The 17,231-nt window shown below is 67.1% G+C and carries 12 protein-coding genes; 4 read left to right on the top strand and 8 right to left on the bottom strand.

Features of this window, described 5'->3' with window-relative positions; genetic code table 11:
• Positions 1-3: 3 nt before the first annotated feature.
• The gene (dbpA, locus tag ABC383_RS04275) at positions 4-1,395 is read right to left on the bottom strand and encodes an ATP-dependent RNA helicase DbpA (protein ID WP_413012137.1); all 1,392 of its coding nucleotides are present in this window, start codon (positions 1,393-1,395) and stop codon (positions 4-6) included.
• A gap of 183 nt (positions 1,396-1,578) precedes the next feature.
• On the opposite strand from dbpA, the gene ABC383_RS04270 reads away from it, so the two are divergent.
• Complete coding sequence (locus tag ABC383_RS04270; protein WP_413012136.1) at positions 1,579-2,283, top strand: hypothetical protein; 705 nt, start codon at positions 1,579-1,581, stop codon at positions 2,281-2,283.
• A complete protein-coding gene (locus ABC383_RS04265; RefSeq protein WP_413012135.1) occupies positions 2,280-2,879 on the top strand; it encodes an RES family NAD+ phosphorylase in 600 nt (199 codons plus the stop codon). The genes ABC383_RS04270 and ABC383_RS04265 overlap by 4 nt, the downstream gene beginning before the upstream one ends.
• Before the next feature lie 3 nt (positions 2,880-2,882).
• On the opposite strand, the gene ABC383_RS04260 is transcribed toward ABC383_RS04265, so the two are convergent.
• The 4 genes from ABC383_RS04260 to ABC383_RS04245 all read right to left on the bottom strand — a co-directional run bounded on the left by ABC383_RS04260 (position 2,883) and on the right by ABC383_RS04245 (position 9,268).
• Positions 2,883-3,788 carry a crotonase/enoyl-CoA hydratase family protein gene (locus ABC383_RS04260; protein WP_413012134.1) on the bottom strand — a complete coding sequence of 302 codons (906 nt, stop codon included), beginning with the start codon at positions 3,786-3,788 and terminating at the stop codon, positions 2,883-2,885.
• A gap of 93 nt (positions 3,789-3,881) precedes the next feature.
• Positions 3,882-7,640, bottom strand: a complete 3,759-nt coding sequence (locus ABC383_RS04255; protein ID WP_413012133.1) for an AAA family ATPase — start codon at positions 7,638-7,640, stop codon at positions 3,882-3,884.
• Complete coding sequence (locus ABC383_RS04250) at positions 7,637-8,869, bottom strand: exonuclease SbcCD subunit D C-terminal domain-containing protein (protein WP_413012132.1); 1,233 nt, start codon at positions 8,867-8,869, stop codon at positions 7,637-7,639. The genes ABC383_RS04255 and ABC383_RS04250 overlap by 4 nt, the downstream gene beginning before the upstream one ends.
• Before the next feature lie 150 nt (positions 8,870-9,019).
• Complete coding sequence (locus ABC383_RS04245) at positions 9,020-9,268, bottom strand: hypothetical protein (RefSeq protein WP_413012131.1); 249 nt, start codon at positions 9,266-9,268, stop codon at positions 9,020-9,022.
• A gap of 144 nt (positions 9,269-9,412) precedes the next feature.
• Between ABC383_RS04245 and trxC the strand changes: the two genes are divergently transcribed.
• Complete coding sequence (trxC, locus tag ABC383_RS04240; protein ID WP_413012130.1) at positions 9,413-9,850, top strand: thioredoxin TrxC; 438 nt, start codon at positions 9,413-9,415, stop codon at positions 9,848-9,850.
• A 987-nt stretch (positions 9,851-10,837) separates the two neighbouring features.
• On the opposite strand, the gene ABC383_RS04235 is transcribed toward trxC, so the two are convergent.
• The 3 genes from ABC383_RS04235 to ABC383_RS04225 form a co-directional block, all read right to left on the bottom strand.
• Positions 10,838-11,308: a cyanophycin metabolism-associated DUF1854 family protein gene (locus tag ABC383_RS04235; RefSeq protein WP_413012129.1), complete on the bottom strand. Its 471-nt coding sequence runs from the start codon at positions 11,306-11,308 to the stop codon at positions 10,838-10,840.
• A 354-nt stretch (positions 11,309-11,662) separates the two neighbouring features.
• Complete coding sequence (locus tag ABC383_RS04230) at positions 11,663-12,265, bottom strand: hypothetical protein (RefSeq protein ID WP_413012128.1); 603 nt, start codon at positions 12,263-12,265, stop codon at positions 11,663-11,665.
• A 255-nt stretch (positions 12,266-12,520) separates the two neighbouring features.
• The gene (locus tag ABC383_RS04225; protein WP_413012127.1) at positions 12,521-14,794 is read right to left on the bottom strand and encodes a cyanophycin metabolism-associated ABC transporter; all 2,274 of its coding nucleotides are present in this window, start codon (positions 14,792-14,794) and stop codon (positions 12,521-12,523) included.
• 268 nt (positions 14,795-15,062) lie between these two features.
• Here ABC383_RS04225 and ABC383_RS04220 point away from each other — a divergent pair, with 268 nt between their 5' ends.
• Entirely contained in the window at positions 15,063-17,231 is a 2,169-nt protein-coding gene (locus tag ABC383_RS04220; protein WP_413016229.1) for a cyanophycin synthetase, read from the top strand.

Here is a 17,231-nt window from a genome sequence, read left to right as displayed (position 1 = left end):
CAGTCAGGCATCGATGAAGCGCATCCGGAACGGGCGCCCCTTGATGTTGCCGGCGGCCAGCCGCTGCGCCGCCTGTTCGGCGATGCCGCGCTCCAGCGCGACGTAGGTGATGAATTCGAAGACATTGATCTTGCCGACCTGTTCCTTGGTCAGACCAGCATCGCCGGTCAGCGCGCCCAGCAGGTCGCCGGGACGCAGCTTGTCCTTCTTGCCGCCCTGGATGCACAGGGTGCGCATTGGCGGCCGCAGGCGCTCGCCGGCGGCCGGCGTCAAGGCTTCAAGCGCTTCCCAGGTGACGGCCGTTCCCTGGTCCTGCTCGATCGCCTTGACCCATTTGCGTTCGCCCGGCCCGACCAGCGTCAGCGCCAGTCCTGCTTCCTTGCCGCGTCCGCTGCGGCCGATGCGGTGCACGTGGACATCGGCGTCGCGCGAGATATCGGCGTTGATCACCGCTTCCAGCTGCTGGATGTCCAGGCCGCGGGCGGCGACGTCGGTGGCCACCAGCACCGAGCAGCTGCGGTTGGCGAACAGCACCAGGATCTCGTCGCGTTCACGCTGCTCCAGGTCGCCGTACAGCGCCAGCGCCGTATAACCCTGCGCGTGCAGTGCGTCGGCCAGTTCGCGGCAATGGGCCTTGGTGTTGCAGAACGCCAGCGTCGACTGCGGCCGATAGTGGTCCAGCAGCGCCGCCACCGCCGCGCCGCGCGCCTCCGGTCCGGCGCCGATCTCGATGAAGCGCTGCACGATGCCGCTGTCGTCATGGCGCGACTCCACCCGCACTTCCACCGGGTCGCGCAGGAAGGGCGCGGTGGCCTGGCGGATGTCGTCCGGATAGGTGGCGGAAAACAGCAGGGTCTGGCGGCGCGCCGGCGTCATCGAGACGATGCCTGACATTTCCTCGTAGAAGCCCATGTCGGTCATGCGGTCGGCCTCGTCCAGCACCAGGGTCTGGACGGTGGAAAGATCGATGGTCTGGCGCTGGATATGGTCGGCCACCCGGCCCGGCGTGCCCACCACGATATGCGCGCCATGCTCCAGCGACGCAATCTGCGGCCGCATCGGCATGCCGCCGGTCAGCGTCAGCACCTTGATGTTGGCCGCAAAGCGCGCCAGCCGGCGCAGCTCGTTGGCCACCTGGTCGGCCAGCTCGCGGGTCGGGCACAGCACCAGGCCCTGCACCGCGAACCAGGCCGGATTCAGGCGCTGCAGCATGCCGATGCCGAACGCGGCGGTCTTGCCGCTGCCGGTGCGGGCCTGGGCGATCAGGTCGCGGCGGTCGAGCACCACCGGCAGGCTGGCGGCCTGGATCGGCGTCATTTCGTGGTAGCCAAGCTGGCTGAGATTGGCAAGCATGGCGGGCGACAGCGCAAGGCTGGAAAAGGAACTGGAATTCACGGCGGGGAACAGGTAGGGACGGCGGGATGCGCAGTGTAACAGCCGACAGGCAGGCGCAGGCGAAAGGGCATGACCGCAGTGCGCTACCGTCCGCCAGCGCCGTTTGTCTTGCTTTTCCTGTTTGTCCTGGTTGACACCATTCACCCGGACGGCTACATTGACCCCATATTCAGGAGGCCGCTCATGTCCTATCACCAAACACCCGGCGCATCCGCCACCGATTCCAGCGCCGCCGCCACGTTGCTGGCAGAGGCAGTATCCGATTTCCTGCAAACCGGTGCGGCCAACGCGCCCGGCAACGCCGATTCCTTCCTGCGCGCCTATTCGACGCTGGCGCGCTCGGTGCCGAAAACCCGCCGCCGCGCGCTGTACCAGGTGATGAGCCAGGCGCTGCTTGCCGCGGCCGAAAAGGAAGGCCTGGCGGACCCGGCGCCGGCTGCCGCCGCCAGCCAGCAGGAAACGGAGAAGGATGCCGGCCTGGGCTCGGGCCCGGCCGGCAGCGATTTCATGGCCGGCCTGCGCAGCCAGGAAGCGCAGCGTCGCCGCGACGATGTCGCCGCCGGCCGCCTTCTGGGTTCGGCGGACATGCGCGAACGGCTGGGCATTTCGCGCCAGGCGCTGAGCGCGGCGGTGCGGGCGCAGCGCCTGTTCGTGCTGGCCGGCCCGTCCGGCGACTTTCTCTATCCCGCCTTCTTCGCCGATGCGCGGTATGACCGCGCGGTGCTGGAACGGGTCTCGCGTGCGCTGGGCAGCCTGCCGGGCGGCGCCAAATGGGAGTTCTTCACCACGCCCAGGCTGTCGCTGGGCAAAAGGACCCCGCTGCAGGCGCTTGCCAAAGGGCAGGTGGAAGAGGTGCTGGCCGCCGCCGCCGCCTTTGCCGATGCATGACGGCGGCGCCGCGCACGCGCCGCCTGGGCCTGCCCAGCCTGCCGGACCATCTGCCCATCGTGACCCTGCCGCCGCAAGCGCTGGTGCGCATTTCCCGTTATGACAGCGGCGAGCCGCATTTCGGCCGCACCGGCGGCAACCGCTTCGACGACCCCGATCGCCAGTACGGCACCTGCTATTTCGGCCTGAGCCTGGCGCTGGCCGTGGCGGAAACCCTGCTGCATGACGCGGTGGCGGTGCGCGGCCAGTTCCTGGTGCATCCGGACAGCATCTCCAGCCGTTTCGTGATTGTTTTTGGCGGCCGGCCTCTCAAGCTGGCCGACCTGACCGGCGCCAGCCTGAAGCGACTGGGCGGCCATGCGGCATTGTCGGGCAATGCCTCCTACCGGCTGCCGCAGAAGTGGTCGCAGGCGATTTACCGGCATCCGGACGCGGTTGACGGCTTTGTCTACATGTCGCGTCATCTGAATACCGAGAGGGCGGTCGTGCTGTTCGACCGCGCCGGACCAGGGCTGCGCATGGCCGGCGCAACGCCGCTGGTTCAGTGCGCTGGCCTGGCGGACGCGGCGCGCCTGCTGGGCATACGCGCCGCCTGAAGCTTACTGGTAGGGACGCGGCTGCCACCAGGGCACGAAGTCCGGCATGTCGCCCGACACGGTCTCGGAGAACGCCGGCGGCCGCTTCTCCAGGAAGGAATTGATGCCTTCCTTGGCGTCGCCGCTGCGTCCGCGGGAGTAAATGGCGCGGCTATCCACCTTGTGCGCTTCCATCGGATGGTCCGCGCCCAGCATGCGCCACATCATCTGCCGTGCCAGCGCCACCGACACCGGCGCCGCATTCTCGGCGATTTCCCTGGCCAGCGAGCGCGCCGTCTCCATCAGCGCCTCCGGCGCCACCACCTTGCGCACCAGGCCGCCTTCCAGCGCTTCCTGGGCCGGGAACACCCGCCCGGTCATGGTCCATTCCAGCGCCTGGCTGATGCCGACCACGCGCGGCAGGAACCAGCTCGAACAGGCCTCCGGCGTGATGCCGCGGCGGGCGAAGACAAAGCCGAAACGGGCGTCGCTGGAGGCGATGCGGATATCCATGGGCAGCAGCATGGTCGCGCCCACGCCCACCGCGGGCCCGTTGATGGCCGCAATCACCGGCTTCATGCATTCGAAGATACGCAGCGACACCCGGCCGCCGCCGTCGCGCACCGACTCATGGCTGTAGTCGATGCCGCCGTCAGGCCGCAACGGCGTGCCCTGCTTGTCGGGGCGGTCGGCGCGGGCCGCGAAGTCGAAGGTCTTGGCGCCCTGGGACAAGTCCGCGCCGGCGCAGAAGCCGCGGCCGGCGCCGGTGACGATGATGGCGCGCACGTCGTCGTCGGCATCGGCCCGGTCGAAGGCGGCGATCAGCTCCTCCATCATCGTGCCGGTGAAGGCATTGAGCCGGTCGGGCCGGTTCAGCGTCAGGGTCAGGATGTGCTCGCTGACTTCGTACAGCAGGGTTTCATATTGCATGGCGGTCTCCTTTTGCTTGTATGGTTGTTGAATTACCCGTTTGAATGCCCGTTGAAAAACCTTTCCTCCTTTGCTCTTCCCGTTCCGCCGCCGTCATCCCTGCGCGATCGCCAGCTCGCTGCTGCCGGCGGCGCTGCGCCGCACCAGGATGCGGGTGGCGATGCGCTCGGTCATTTCCTGCACGTGGGTGATCACGCCGACCTTGCGTCCTAGCGCCTGCAGCCCGTCCAGCGCATCCATGGCCACCCGCAGGGTGTCGGCGTCCAGGCTGCCGAAACCTTCATCGATGAACAGCGACTCCACCCGCACCCGGTTCGACGACAGCGAGGCCAGGCCCAGCGCCAGCGCCAGCGACACCAGGAAGGACTCGCCGCCCGACAGCGAATGCACCGAGCGCAGTTCCTCGCCCATGTCCTGGTCCACCACCATCAGCGCCAGGGTGTCGCGTACCCGCTCCAGCCGGTAGCGCCGCGCCAGTTCGGCCAGGTGCCGGTTGGCATAGCCCAGCAGCACGTCGAGGGTGAACTGCTGGGCATAGTTGCGGAATTTCTTGCCGTCGGCCGAGCCGATCAGCTCGTTCAGCTGCGCCCAGCGGCGCTGCACCGTTTCCTGGGCTTCGATCAGCAGCAGCATCTCGGCCGCGCCGCGGCGGCGGGCGTCGTCCTGCTGCAGCGCCAGCTGCAGGGCGGTGGCGCGCTGATGCAGCGCGCCGCGCGCATGGCCTGCCTGCTCCAGCAGCAGGCGCAGGGCGGCGGCATCGTGCTCGGAAACACGCCAGATTTCCTCGCCAGCCGCAAGGTGCGCCTCCCGTTGCGCCTGGCGCTCCCGCGCCACCGCCTCGGCGCGCTCGGCGGCCGAGTCCAGCGCCTGCAGCGCTGCGCGCTCGTCCTGCATCCAGGCGGCATCGGCCTGCAGCAATTCGAGCAGGGCGTCCTGGTCCAGCGACGCGCCATGCCGTTCCCGATACTGCGCCAGCCAGTCGTCCAGCCGGCTCGCCGCCTCGCTGGAGGCAGCGCCCAGCTCGGCCAGCCGGCCGCGGGCCATGTCCAGCGCCTCGGTGCAGCGGCCCACCGCCAGCGCCGCCTGCTGGCAAGCCTCGTTTTCCTGCTGCTGGCGGGTGCGCGCCGCCTGCAGCGCGGCCTGCATGGCGGCTTCCACCTCGCGCACCGGCCGGCCCTCGAACAAGGCGGCCCGGTCCGCCGCCAGCGCACGGCCGGCCTGTTCCAGCATGGTCCAGGCCTGGGTGGCGCGGCCGGCCTCGGCGCGCGCGGCTTCGCTCGCCTGGTTCAACGCCTGGACTTCCATTTCCAGCGCGGCCACCTGCAACTGTCCTTCGCCGGCCACTTTGGTGGCGGCCAGGAAGGACTGGGCATGACGCGCGCAGCGCTCGTGGAACCGGGCCGGGTCGGCGCGCCAGACGTCCTGCCACCCGTCGTCCAGCGGCAGCGCGTCCAGCGCGTTCAGCCCGTCCTGCAGGCGGGCCGCCAGTTCCTGCTCCCGTTCCTGCGCGGCGGCGCCGGCCTGGCTGGCGGCCGCCAGTTCGAGCCGGCCGGCGGTGATGGATTCGGTGGCGCTTGCCAGGCGGATGCCGGCCTGGTCCAGCGCCTGCTGGGCGGCGTCGCGCGCCGCCGCCGCACGGCGCAGCGCCTGCTCGGCAGCGTCGAGTTCCTGCAGCCGGCGCTGGTTGGCCTGGCGCTGCTGGTTCAGCCACTGCTGGCGTTCCTGCTCCGCCACCGCGGCAAGTCCGCCCGCGACCGCCAGCAAGGGATGGGCGGCCCACAGTGCCCGCCGCTCGCGCTGCGGCGCGTCCAGCGCGCCCAGTTCGGCTTCGGCGGACTGACCCTGCTGGCGGGCGGCGGCCAGCAGGGCGCGCTCGGCGGCCTGGCTGTCGCGGTTTTCCTGCGCGGCCCGGCGCAGCGCTGCAAGGTCGGTGCGCAGGGTGGCCAGCAGGCTGTCGAAGCGCGGATCGACAGCACGGTAAGGATGCTCCTCGGCGCCGCAGACCGGGCAGGGCGCGCCATCCTCCAGGCTGGCCCGCAGCTGCTCGGCGGTCTCACCGCAGGCCGCCTCGGCCAGCTTGAGCGCATGCTCAGCCTGTTCCAGCCGCGCATCCAGCGCCGGCTGGGCCTGTGCGGCCTGTTCCAGCCGGCTCGTGGCCTGGGCCGCCGCGGCAGTATGGCGTTCCAGGCTGGCCCGCAGCGCCGCCTGGCGCGCCCCGGCCTCGCACAGCGCCGACCACAGGCGTTCGGCATCGGCCAGCTGTTCCCGTTGCCGCTGCAAGGCTTCGCGCGCCGCGCCGACATCCTGCTGTTCGCATTCGCGTAGCCGCAGCACGGCGGCGTCGCGCTGCGCCAGCGCCTGCTGCTGGGCAGCACTGGCTTGGCGCAGCGATTCGGCCTGTGCCTGCTCCGCCTGCCGCGCCTTGTCCAACCGCGCGGCGGCGGTGCCGGCAGCCTCGCGCGCCGCCGCATGCTGGCTTGCCTGCTGCTGCGCCTGGCCGAACAGGGTGTCCCAGCGCTGCCAGCCCTCGGCCAGCGGGGCCAGCCGCTCATGACTGGCCAGCCATTCGCGTGCCTGGCGCAACCGCTGCGCCGCCTGTTCCAGTTCCTGCTGTCGCGCATGCTGCTTCTGGCGCGCCGCCGCCACCGCCTCGTGCGCCTGGCTGGCCAGCTTGGCCGCCTCCGCCAGGCCGGGCTGGTGGTCGGCGATGCGCACGTCCAGCGCCTTGGCCTGGTCCAGCCTGGCCGCCTCGGCCGACTGCGCCAGTTCCAGCGCATGAAGGCTGTCGCTGGCGGTCGCCAGGCGCTGCCGGGCATCCGACACCGCGGCCACGGACCTTTCCAGGGTTTGCTCATGCTGCGTCAGCACCTGCCGGGTGCGCCCGATGTCGGCCAGCACGCGCCGCCCCTCGTCCACCAGCTGCCGCGCCGCCTGTACCGACTCGACCAGCCGCAGCCGGTCCCGGCGCGGCTGCGCCATATCTCGCCGCGCCACGCTGTCTGCCAGCGCGGCCGCCGCCTGCTGTTCTGCCAGCAGCAGCCGGTCGGTTTCCTCGCGCCAGCGCAGCTGCCGCGCCAGCCGCTCCAGGCCGGCATCGGCGACGGCCAGCTGGCCGACCGCGTCCACCAGTTCGCTGTCGACCCGCGCGCGTTCTTCCTGCGCCAGCGGACGTTGGTCGGCCAGGCGCTCTTCGAGCCGCTTGGCGCGCGCCAGTTCTTCCTTGGCCCGCTCGTAGGCCCGGCGCGAAATCTCGGTATAGACCTGGTTGCCCGTCAGGGTTTCCAGCAGTTCGCCGCGCTCGTTGTCGTCGGACTTCAGGAAGGCGGAGAACTCGTTCTGCGCCAGCAGCACGGCGCGGGTGAACTGCTCGAACGACAGTCCGATGCGCCGTGCGATCTCGGCCTTGACCTCGGAATTGGTGCCGCCGATGGCCTGCTCCCCGGGCAGGCGCAGCAGCGTCATCGTGGTTTTCTGCAAGCTGCCGTCGGCCTTGGAGCGCGCCCGCCGCACGCTCCAGCGCGAGCGGTAGGCCATACCGTCATTGCCGATGAAGTCGACTTCCGCATAGCCATCTGCAGCGCCGCGCCGCAGCAGGTTGCGGGTGTCGTAGGGCGTCACCACTTCGCCGCGCACATCGGGCAGGGCGATGCCGCGGGTGCCGGCGCGCAGCAGGCGCGGCGTGGCGTCGTACAGCGCCACGCACAGCGCATCGAGCAGGGTGCTCTTGCCGGCGCCGGTGGGGCCGCTGATGGCGAACAGGCCGGACGACTGCAGCGGCTCGCTTTCGAAATCGACGCAGAACTCGCCGGCCAGCGAAGCCAGGTTCCTGCCGCGTATGGCCAGTATCCTCATGCGCCGGCCTCCTCGTCCATGCCGAGCATCAGCTCGGTGAAGGCGGCAAGCTGCTCGGGCGGCGCCTCGGCATCGAACTTCTGCCGGTACAGCCGGCGAAAGATCTCGTCCGGCTGCAGTTGGTCGAGCTGGTCCAGCGAGAGCGTAGCGCCGTCCTCCTCGCCGCGCACCGGCAGACTGGTGTCGATCCGGGCCAGGCGGGCATGGCGGCCTTCCAGCGCCGCTTCCACCTTGGCCCGCAGTCCAGGTTCGGGCGCATCCAGGCGCACCCGCACTTCGAGGTAGGGCGGCACGCCTTCGCCGCCCGGCGGCAGCGCGCGCAGCGCCGCCAGCACGTCTTCCACCGGCGCCGGCTTCAGCGGCACCCGCAGCAGGTCCACCGCGCGCGGCACCGGCAATGGCAGGATCTCGCCGGCACGCTCGCCGTCGAGATCGACCCGCAGCACCTGGTGGTTGTAGTTCACCTCGGAAAACGACAGCGGCAGCGGACTGCCGCAGTAGCGCAGGTGCGGCTGCCTGCCGACCATCTGCGCCAGGTGCAGGTGGCCCAGCGCCGCGTAGGCGATCTCGGGCCCGAACATCGAGGCCGACAGCGCCTCGCTGCCGCCGATCACGATGCGCCGCTCCGAGTCCTCGGACGCGGCGCCTCCGGTCATGTGGCAGTGCCCAAGCGCAATGATGGCCTGGCCGGCCTGCCGGCAGGACAGCGCATGCGCCAGCGCCTGCCTGTACAGCAGCGCAATGCCTTCTGTGTAGGCGTCCGTCGCGCCATCCGCGCGGGGCACGTCGCCCGGCCGCAGGAACGGCACCGCCAGACACCAGGCCGCCGCCTGGCCGCCGCGGTCCTTCAGCGGCACCACCAGCCGGCCGTAGTCGATATTGCCGTCGGCGTCGCGCACTACATTGCCGACCAGGCTGACGTCGAGTTCCTCCAGCAGCGGCCCCGGCGCTTCCAGCCGGCCGGCCGAGTCGTGGTTGCCGGCAATGATGACGATATTGAGATGCGGCGCGGCCGACTTCGCGCGGCGCAGGAAGCGGTACAGCTGCTTCTGCGAGGCCGCCGACGGATTGGCGTTGTCGTAGATGTCGCCGGCAATGAGCAGCGCATCCACCTGTTCGGCCACGATGGTGTCGATCAGCCAGTCGAGGAAGGCCTGGTGTTCATGGAAACGCTCGAAGCTGTGCAAGGTCTGGCCGAGGTGCCAGTCTGAAGTGTGCAAGAAACGCATTACGGGAAAATCCTGGGTTGGCATCGGACGGCGGCCGGAACGAGTCGCCCGGCCGCGGCGCTGCCATTGTAATCCCGCAGTGCAAAAGAACGCAGATTGAAAAAATTACCGGCAGCATGCCGCCGGTTTGCGCATGGCGCTGGCGCGCCGTCAGTGCAGCCTGGCGCGTGCCTGCATGTCCGGCATCGGCGGCACTTCGGGCGTGGCGGGTTGCGGCACGACGCCTGGGCCGGATGGGGAATCGGGGCTGATCGGGTCCTGTTCCGGCGGCGGCATTTCCGGCTGCGGCTCGTAGCCGGGATTGATTTCGGGCTGCGGCGAAGGAATGTTGGGCACCTCGGGCGGAATGTCGCCCGGATTCTGATGCAGCCGTACGGGGGTGATTGATGGTTGAAACATAAGCCTCCTGGTGCAAGATAGGGAAAGAAGCCGGCATGCAGCTTGCGGCGTCTGCGAGATATCAAGCATTTACCGCGCCAGCACTGAACCGTTGCCGGCGCCATCCGTCCTATCCCGAATGAACTCTCTTGAGGAAAGCATGCAATGAGCGAATCCCTGCATATCGTCTGTCCCCATTGCAATACCGTGAACCGGGTGCCCTCCGCCCGGCTGCACATGCATCCCAGCTGCGGTAAATGCGGCCGGCCGGTGTTTGCCGGGCATCCTGTGGAACTGAATGCGCAGACCTTTGCGCAGCAGGTCAGCCGCAGCGACATTCCGGTGCTGGTGGATTTCTGGGCGCCGTGGTGCGGTCCCTGCAGGTCGATGGCGCCGGCCTATGCGCAGGCAGCCCAGCAGCTGGAGCCGGCGGTCCGGGTCGCCAAGCTCAATACCGAGGAAGCGCAGGAGCTGGCGGCGCGCCATGCGATTCGCAGCATTCCGACTTTGGCGCTGTTCCATCATGGGCGCGAGGTGGCGCGGCAGGCGGGGGCGATGGATGCGGGGAGTATTGTGGCCTGGGTGCGGCGGCACGTGGGGTAGGAGGGGAAGGGCTGAAGGTTGCTTTTCAAGTAGTAGCGCATCGCTGCAGCTGCTTTCGACGTAAGCGCGGCGACAGTTGCGGTTGCGGTTGCGGTTGCAATTGTTTTTGAAGTTGCCGTTGTTTTTGAAGTTGCCGTTGTTGTTGCAGTTGCCTTTGAAGTTGCCGTTGCAGTGAAGTCCCGTTGAGCGCGCCGTGTCAGCGGTGCCCGGAGCGGAAAAAGGTGCGGCGTCTGTCTGAGCCAAGCGCAGCTTGGCGAGTTTAGCCGCGCCCCGCTCCGGGTACCGCTGGCACGGGGACCCCGCGCAGCGGGGCGCGATCATCGGGTCGCCTTTTTTGGTTACTTTTTTGGCGAAGCAAAAAAGTAACCCGGCTGCCGGGACGGACTCCCGGCTTGTCTCCACGGCAGTGCAACCGCCTTGCGTCACCCGGCAAGGCACGGGCAGCACTGTCGGTGTTGTCTTTGACGTTCGTATTGAAACTTCAAAATTCAAACTTCAAAAGCAACTGCTGCTTCGCAGTGACGCCTTACCCCTGGTGAAACAAGCCGACCGCACTGTCGTCATGACCAGGCCGGGAGTTCGCCCCGGCAGGCGACCTACTTCTTTTGCTTCGCCAAAAGAAGTAGGCAAGAAAAGGCGTCCCGGTGATCGCGCCCTCGCTGCGCGAGGGTCCCCGTGCCGTCGGTGCATGGAGCGGGGCGCGGCTAAACTCGCCAAGCTGCGCTTGACTCAGACAGACGCCGCACCTTTTCCCGCTCCATGCACCGACGGCACGGCGCGCTCAACGGGACTTAAAGGCAACCGCAACTTCAAAAGCAACTGCAACAACAACGGCAACTTCAAAAGCAACTGCAACTGCAACTGCAACTGCAACCGCAACTGCAACCGCAACTGCAACTGCAACCGCAGCGGCACCTCACCCCCAATTCAACCGCACTTGCCGTTACCCGAACCCGAGAATCACCGCGCCGTCGCCGCGCTTCCTCCCTACAAAAACCGGTCCAGTATCTTCCGGCTCTGTCGGTCCAGGCCATGCAGATCCCGCAGCAGGAAATGGATGCCATGGCTGTCAGAAATCAGCAGGGTGTCAGCGCTGATGCGGCGGATGTCTTCCTCGCCGCGCAGCACGAAGCTGGTATCGCCGCGGTCGGTGCTGACCTGCCATGTGGACGGCGTGGCATAGCTGGACACCGCGCGGATCGCCAGGATCTCGGGCATGAATTCCCGTCCCTGCAACTCCTCCTCCAGTAGCGCCCGCGTCGCGGCGGACAGCGCGGCGAGCGAAGGTATCCAGGCCACTTCCTTGCCATCGCCGGTCATCAGAGAAATGCCTTCATCCGGCGCCTGGATCGGAAAGGCGCGCACCGGCGCCACGCCCGCGTGCTGCTGGCCGTCAGCCGTGGTCAGCACCAGCTTGCCGAAGCTGTCGCGGGAAAGTTGCAGTTGATCGCCGTCCATGCTCACTTCTCTTCTCCGAAAACGTTGATTTCTTTGCGCAGAATTTTCCCTTTATAAGGAAATTCCACCTTTGATCAGGCCTGGCGGCCGGGATTTGACGAACTGAATTGCCCTCCGGTCAAGGAGGGCAATGTCGCCGCCACACTCATTCGCCAGCCATCAAGCCTTTAAACAGGGTACTTCAATCCAACGAAACCACGCACTGATGCCGCCATGGTCCGTGCGCTCCGACTTTGCCCGCCGACCGATTTTTTTCCGACCGGCGAGCTTTTCCTTTCGAACTTCCTTGCAAGGATCGGTTCCTGTCGTGCTAACCGGCCCCAAGTCTGATTAATGATTCACGCGGGTGGATACTCAGTCGTCATCCGCCGACCTCAAGGTCGGCACTGATGCCGACTCCGTGCTGATGAGCATGGAATCCAACTGCTTGCATATTTTTTTGGCTGATTCGAAGTTGCAAAGGAGCGCGACATGGGGATCTTCGGTGGACGGTGATTCCATCTCTAGCAGCAGTTTGAACAGATCCAGGAATACCTGCACCTGCGCTGTTGTTTCTTTTCCATCTGTTAGATCGACCATCTTGTCTCGCAACTCGCGCAACGCCGGGAAACGATGCTTGTTCTCCGCTACCACGGCTTCCAGGCCGCTCAAAAATTCGCTGCCTGAAGGGCTGTAGGGGATCTCGGAGACATCGGTCAGGATGTGGTACAGCGCTATCCATTTGGCATCCATGGTGGTGAAAAACAGGCCTCTCAAGGAAGCTACCGCTTTTTCCCCCATTCGCACCAAAGGATTGGGTATCTCGTAAGTGTCGTGTGGTACATCGCCCCTATCCTTCAATTTCATGGTCGGGCCTGAATCTGGTGCGTCTCTGGTCGCGGTTGGCTGGCTTACAGCGGTGGTCGTGGTGGTAGTCGTGACGGTCCTCGTGGTTCTGGCCTCAGTCGTGGGATTCATGATCAACTCCGTAGTGAAAGGGCGAGCTGTGTGATCCTGAAACGTGTCTGGTTCCTTAAGTTGCGTTGTTGACTTTTGTCTCGCCATCCAAAAACGCCTTTCCAGACGAGCTTGCCACCGAATCCGCTTTGAAGGCCCGACTCGGCGTGCGATTCTCGACTGGACGAAGCGCTCTTGCAAAACCTTTACGCTCCATTTGCTTGCCAGAACTTGTTGCGTACGTTCGACGCGCCTTCACCGCCTGATGACGCTTGCTTAAGCCGGTAGCCTCGTATCATCAATGTCGCGATCGACATTGCGCGCCTGCGCCTGGTACAGCCGGTAATAAGCGCCTTGCCGTGCCATCAGTTCATCATGCGGCCCCTGTTCGATCACCTGGCCGCGGTCCATCACCACCAGGCGGTCGGCCCGCTGCAGCGTCGACAGACGGTGCGCAATGGCGATCGTGGTGCGGCCCTTCACCAGGTTGTCCAGCGCCTTCTGGATTTCCTTTTCGGTCTCGGAGTCGACCGAGGACGTGGCTTCGTCCAGGATCAGGATGCGCGGGTCGATTAGCAGCGCCCGCGCGATCGAGATGCGCTGCCGCTCGCCGCCGGACAGGCCCTGGCCGCGCTCGCCCACCATGGAGTCGTAGCCGTGCGGCAGGCGCAGGATGAACTCGTGGGCATGGGCCGCGCGCGCCGCCGCCATGATCTCGGCGCGGGTCGCGTCCGGCTTGCCGTAGGCGATGTTCTCGGCAATCGTGCCGAAGAACAGGAAGGGCTCCTGCAGCACCAGGCCGATATTGCTGCGGTAGTCGGCGACGGCGAAGGAACGGATATCCACGCCGTCGAGCCGGATCGAGCCTTCGGCCACGTCGTAGAAGCGGCAGATCAGGTTGACCAGCGTGCTCTTGCCCGAGCCGCTGTGGCCAACCAGGCCGATCATCTCGCCCGGCGCGATGGTGAGATTCACGCCGCGGTTGACCGCCCGGTTGCCATAGCGGAAGCCAACATCGCGCACCTCGATCCGGCCTTCCACCCGCTCCAGGCGGGCCGGCTGCGCAGGGTCGGGCACGCTGGAGACATGGTCCAGGATGTCGAAAATGCGCTTGGCGGCCGAGGCCGACTTCTGGGTCACTGAAACGATCCGGCTCATCGAATCCAGCCGGGAATAGAAGCGGCTGATATAGGCCAGGAAGGCGGTCAGGGTGCCCACCGTGATGTCGCCGCGCGAGACCTGCCAGATGCCGAAGGCCCACACCACCAGCAGGCCCAGTTCGGTCATCAATGATACCGTCGGCGAGAACAGCGACCAGATCCGGTTGATCCGGTCGTTCACGGCCAGGTTGTGCTTGTTGGCCAGGCGGAAGCGCGCCGCTTCCCGCTTTTCCTGGGCGAATGCCTTCACCACCCGGATGCCCGGTATCGTGTCGGCCAGCACATTGGTCACCTCGCCCCAGACCCGGTCGATCTTCTCGAAACCGGTGCGCAGCTTATCGCGCACCACGTGGATCAGCCAGGCGATGATGGGCAGCGGCACCAGCGTCACCAGCGCCAGCCACGGGTTGATGGAAAACAGGATGGCCGAGGTCATCAGGATCATCAGCACGTCGGTGGCGAAATCCAGCAGGTGCAGCGACAGGAACACGCAGATGCGGTCGCTCTCGCTGCCGATGCGCGCCATCAGGTCGCCGGTACGCTTGCCGCCGAAATATTCCAGCGACAGCCGCAGCAGGTGCTCGTAGGTGGTGGTGCGCAGGTCCGCGCCGATGCGCTCCGACACCAGCGCCAGGATGTAGGTCTTGGCCCAGGTCAAGCCCCAGGCCAGCAGCGCCGCGCCCAGGAGGCCCAGCAGGTACATGCCGACCACTGCGGGGTCGATGCGCTGGCCGTTCTGGTACGGGATCAGCACGTTGTCCATCAGCGGCATGGTCAGGTAGGGCGGCACTAGGCTGGCCGCCGTGCCCAGCAGCGTCAGCAGGAAACCGGCCAGCAGCTGGCCGCGGTAAGGCCGGGCGAAGCGCCACAGCCGGAATAGCGTCCAGGTGGAGGGCGGCGTGTGGATCACCTTGGTGCAGACCGGGCAGACATCCTGGTCCGGTTCCAGCGGCGCCTTGCAGCTCGGGCAGACCGTCTGGTCTTCCGACTCGACTTCCAGCCCGTCGAGGTGGCTTTGCAGCCTCAGCTGGAACTGATCGATGACCCGCATTGCCAAAAGGTTCATGCCCAGCGTGAAATGCCAGGCGGCCAGGCGGCCGGCAGGCGTCACCAGTTCCAGATGGCCGACGCCGGCATGGTCATGATGTTCCAGCCGCATGCCGGGCTCGAACGCCCAGTCGCGCCAGTCCTGTTCGCCCGGCGCGCGTGCAAGAATGCGACGATCGGTCAGCAGGACGATGCCGTCGGCGAAGTGATGCCGGGCGTCGAGGTCAACCGTAACCCAGGTAACAACGTTCTCCCCGGCGGCGAGACGTTTTTCTACAACATCCCGCCACTGCTCCGGCAGGTCGCCGGCGGGTCGGTCGGGGAGTGGCAATACGGTGGTCATTCTGCGGCAAACTCCATGCGCACCGCTGGCGGCACGCAGTTTTGTTAGAAAAAGTAAGGAGACTTGTTCCGTTGAAACGGGATGGCAATATACCCCATCCGAGGAATCATATGTCCGAGAGGCAATTATTTCCGGTATTCTGTCGGTCCAGCGGACTGGCTGGCGGCGGTCCGGGAGTATACAGCCTTATGGAGCACCTGGTTGCCGCAACGATGGGCAATCCTTAACCGAGCATGACGGCAGCCGGTCCGTCAAGAATCAGACGATGATGAAAAAGAAAGAATTGGTATTTCGCCGCGTGACCCATCTGCGCGGCCCGAACATCTGGACCTACCGGCCCGTGATCGAAGCCTGGGTCGATATCGGCGAGCTGGAGCAGTTCCCCTCCAACAAGATCCCCGGACTGTACGAGCGCCTGACCGCCTGGCTGCCGACACTGGTCGAGCACCGCTGCGGCGTCGGCGAGCGCGGCGGCTTCCTGGAGCGGTTGCGCGAGGGCACCTGGGCGGCGCACATCCTGGAGCACGTGGTGCTGGAACTGCAAAGCCTGGCCGGCATGCCGACCGGCTTCGGCAAGGCTCGCGAGACCTCGGAGTCCGGCGTCTACAAGGTGGCCTTCCGCACCCGCCAGGAAGAAGTCGGCCGCACCGCGCTGGAAGCGGCGCGTGAACTCCTGATGGCCGCCATCGAAGACCGTCCGTATGACGTGGCCGCCGCCATCGGCAACCTGCGCGAGATGGTTGACAGCATCTGTCTCGGACCCAGCACCGCGCATATCGTCGATGCCGCCACCGAGCGCCGCATCCCGTCCATCCGCCTCAACGACGGCAACCTCGTGCAGTTCGGCTACGGCGCGCGGCAGCGCCGCATCTGGACTGCCGAAACCGACCGCACCAGCGCCATCGCCGAGGGCATTTCGCGCGACAAGGACCTGACCAAGTCGCTGCTGCAGAGCTGCGGCGTGCCGGTGCCCCAGGGCCGCCTGGTGGACGACCCGGCCGACGCCTGGGACGCCGCCGAAGACATCGGCCTGCCGGTCGCCGTCAAGCCCTATGACGGCAACCATGGCCGCGGCGTGTCGCTCGACCTGACCACCCGCGAACAGGTGGAAGCCGCATTCGAACTGGCCAGCCGGGAAGGCAGCGGCGTGATCGTCGAACAGTCGATTTCCGGCGTCGAGCACCGGCTGCTCGTGGTGGGCAAGCGGGTCGTTGCCGCCGCTGCCGGCGAAACCACCGCCGTGGTCGGCGACGGCAAGTCCACCATCGCCGAATTGATCGAGTCGCAGGTCAACACCGACCCGCGCCGCGGCGAGGACGAGGAATTCCCGCTGGAGCCGCTGAAGCTCGAAGAAGGCGACGAGCTTTCCCTGCAGCTGGCGCGCCAGGGCCGTTCGCGCGCCACCGTGCCGGCCGCCGGCGAAAAGGTCGAACTGCAGCGCAACGGCAACGTAGCCTTCGACGTCACCGACCGCGTTCACCCGGATACCGCGGCGCTGGCCAGCCTGGCGGCCCGCGTGGTCGGCCTGGACATTGCCGGCGTCGACCTGGTGGTGGAAGACATTTCCAAGCCTCTGTCGCAACAGCGCGGCGCCATCATCGAGGTCAATGCCGGGCCGGGCCTGCTGGCCCATACCAAGCCCGCCACCGGCCAGCCACAGCCGGTCGGCGCCGCCATCATCGACCACCTGTTCGCCGCCAATGACGATGCTCGCATCCCGGTGGTCGGCATCACCGGCAGCCGCGACACCAGCCGCATCGCGCGCCTGATCGGCAAGATCCTGTGCGCCAGCCACCGCCATGTCGGCGTGGCCTGCGCCGACGGCCTGTTCCTCAACAACCGCCATATCCGCAAGGACGATTGCGCCACCTGGGAAGCCGGCCAGAGCCTGCTGATCAACCGCTCGGTGCAGGCAGCCGTGATGGAAAACGGTAACCGCGTGATCCTCGGCGAAGGCCTGGCCTACGACCGCTGCAGCGTCGGCGTCGTGACCGACGTCTCCGGCCTTGAGCAGCTGGCCGACTTCGACATCCGCAACCGCGACCAGCTCTACAACGTGGCCCGCACCCAGGTCGACGTGGTGCTGCCCGACGGCGTGGCCGTGCTCAACGCGGCCGACCACCAGGCCGTGGAGATGGCCGAGCTGTGCGACGGCGACGTGATCTTCTATGCGCCATCGGCCTCGCTGCAGGTGATCGCCGCGCACCGCGACGATGGCGGCCGCGCCGTGTTCGCCCGCGACGGCGACGTCGTGCTGGCCAACGGCAGGAATGAACATGCCGTGCTGACCGGCGCCTTGTCGCTGGGCGGCGCCGACCTTGCGCCGGACAGCGTGCTGGCCGCGGTGGCCAGCGCCTGGGCGCTGCAGATTCCGGCCGAGCTGATCTGCGCCGGCCTGCGCACCTTCGGCGCCGAGGCGCAACGGGCCAAGCATTAA

Origin of the sequence: Noviherbaspirillum phoenicis (assembly GCF_047237965.1) — a bacterium.
GTDB lineage: Bacteria > Pseudomonadota > Gammaproteobacteria > Burkholderiales > Burkholderiaceae_D > Noviherbaspirillum_A.
Note: the sequence above shows the minus strand (reverse complement) of the source record. Positions and strands in the feature narration are given on the sequence as shown.

Excerpts from the sequence above, each read along its gene's own strand:
- ABC383_RS04270 (WP_413012136.1), top strand. The coding sequence starts at position 1,579 with ATGTCCTATCACCAAACACCCGGCGCATCCGCCACCGATTCCAGCGCC.
- ABC383_RS04265 (WP_413012135.1), top strand. The coding sequence starts at position 2,280 with ATGACGGCGGCGCCGCGCACGCGCCGCCTGGGCCTGCCCAGCCTGCCG.
- ABC383_RS04260 (WP_413012134.1), bottom strand. The coding sequence starts at position 3,788 with ATGCAATATGAAACCCTGCTGTACGAAGTCAGCGAGCACATCCTGACC.
- ABC383_RS04255 (WP_413012133.1), bottom strand. The coding sequence starts at position 7,640 with ATGAGGATACTGGCCATACGCGGCAGGAACCTGGCTTCGCTGGCCGGC.
- ABC383_RS04250 (WP_413012132.1), bottom strand. The coding sequence starts at position 8,869 with ATGCGTTTCTTGCACACTTCAGACTGGCACCTCGGCCAGACCTTGCAC.
- ABC383_RS04245 (WP_413012131.1), bottom strand. The coding sequence starts at position 9,268 with ATGTTTCAACCATCAATCACCCCCGTACGGCTGCATCAGAATCCGGGC.
- trxC (WP_413012130.1), top strand. The coding sequence starts at position 9,413 with ATGAGCGAATCCCTGCATATCGTCTGTCCCCATTGCAATACCGTGAAC.
- ABC383_RS04235 (WP_413012129.1), bottom strand. The coding sequence starts at position 11,308 with ATGGACGGCGATCAACTGCAACTTTCCCGCGACAGCTTCGGCAAGCTG.
- ABC383_RS04230 (WP_413012128.1), bottom strand. The coding sequence starts at position 12,265 with ATGAATCCCACGACTGAGGCCAGAACCACGAGGACCGTCACGACTACC.
- ABC383_RS04225 (WP_413012127.1), bottom strand. The coding sequence starts at position 14,794 with ATGACCACCGTATTGCCACTCCCCGACCGACCCGCCGGCGACCTGCCG.
- ABC383_RS04220 (WP_413016229.1), top strand. The coding sequence starts at position 15,063 with ATGAAAAAGAAAGAATTGGTATTTCGCCGCGTGACCCATCTGCGCGGC.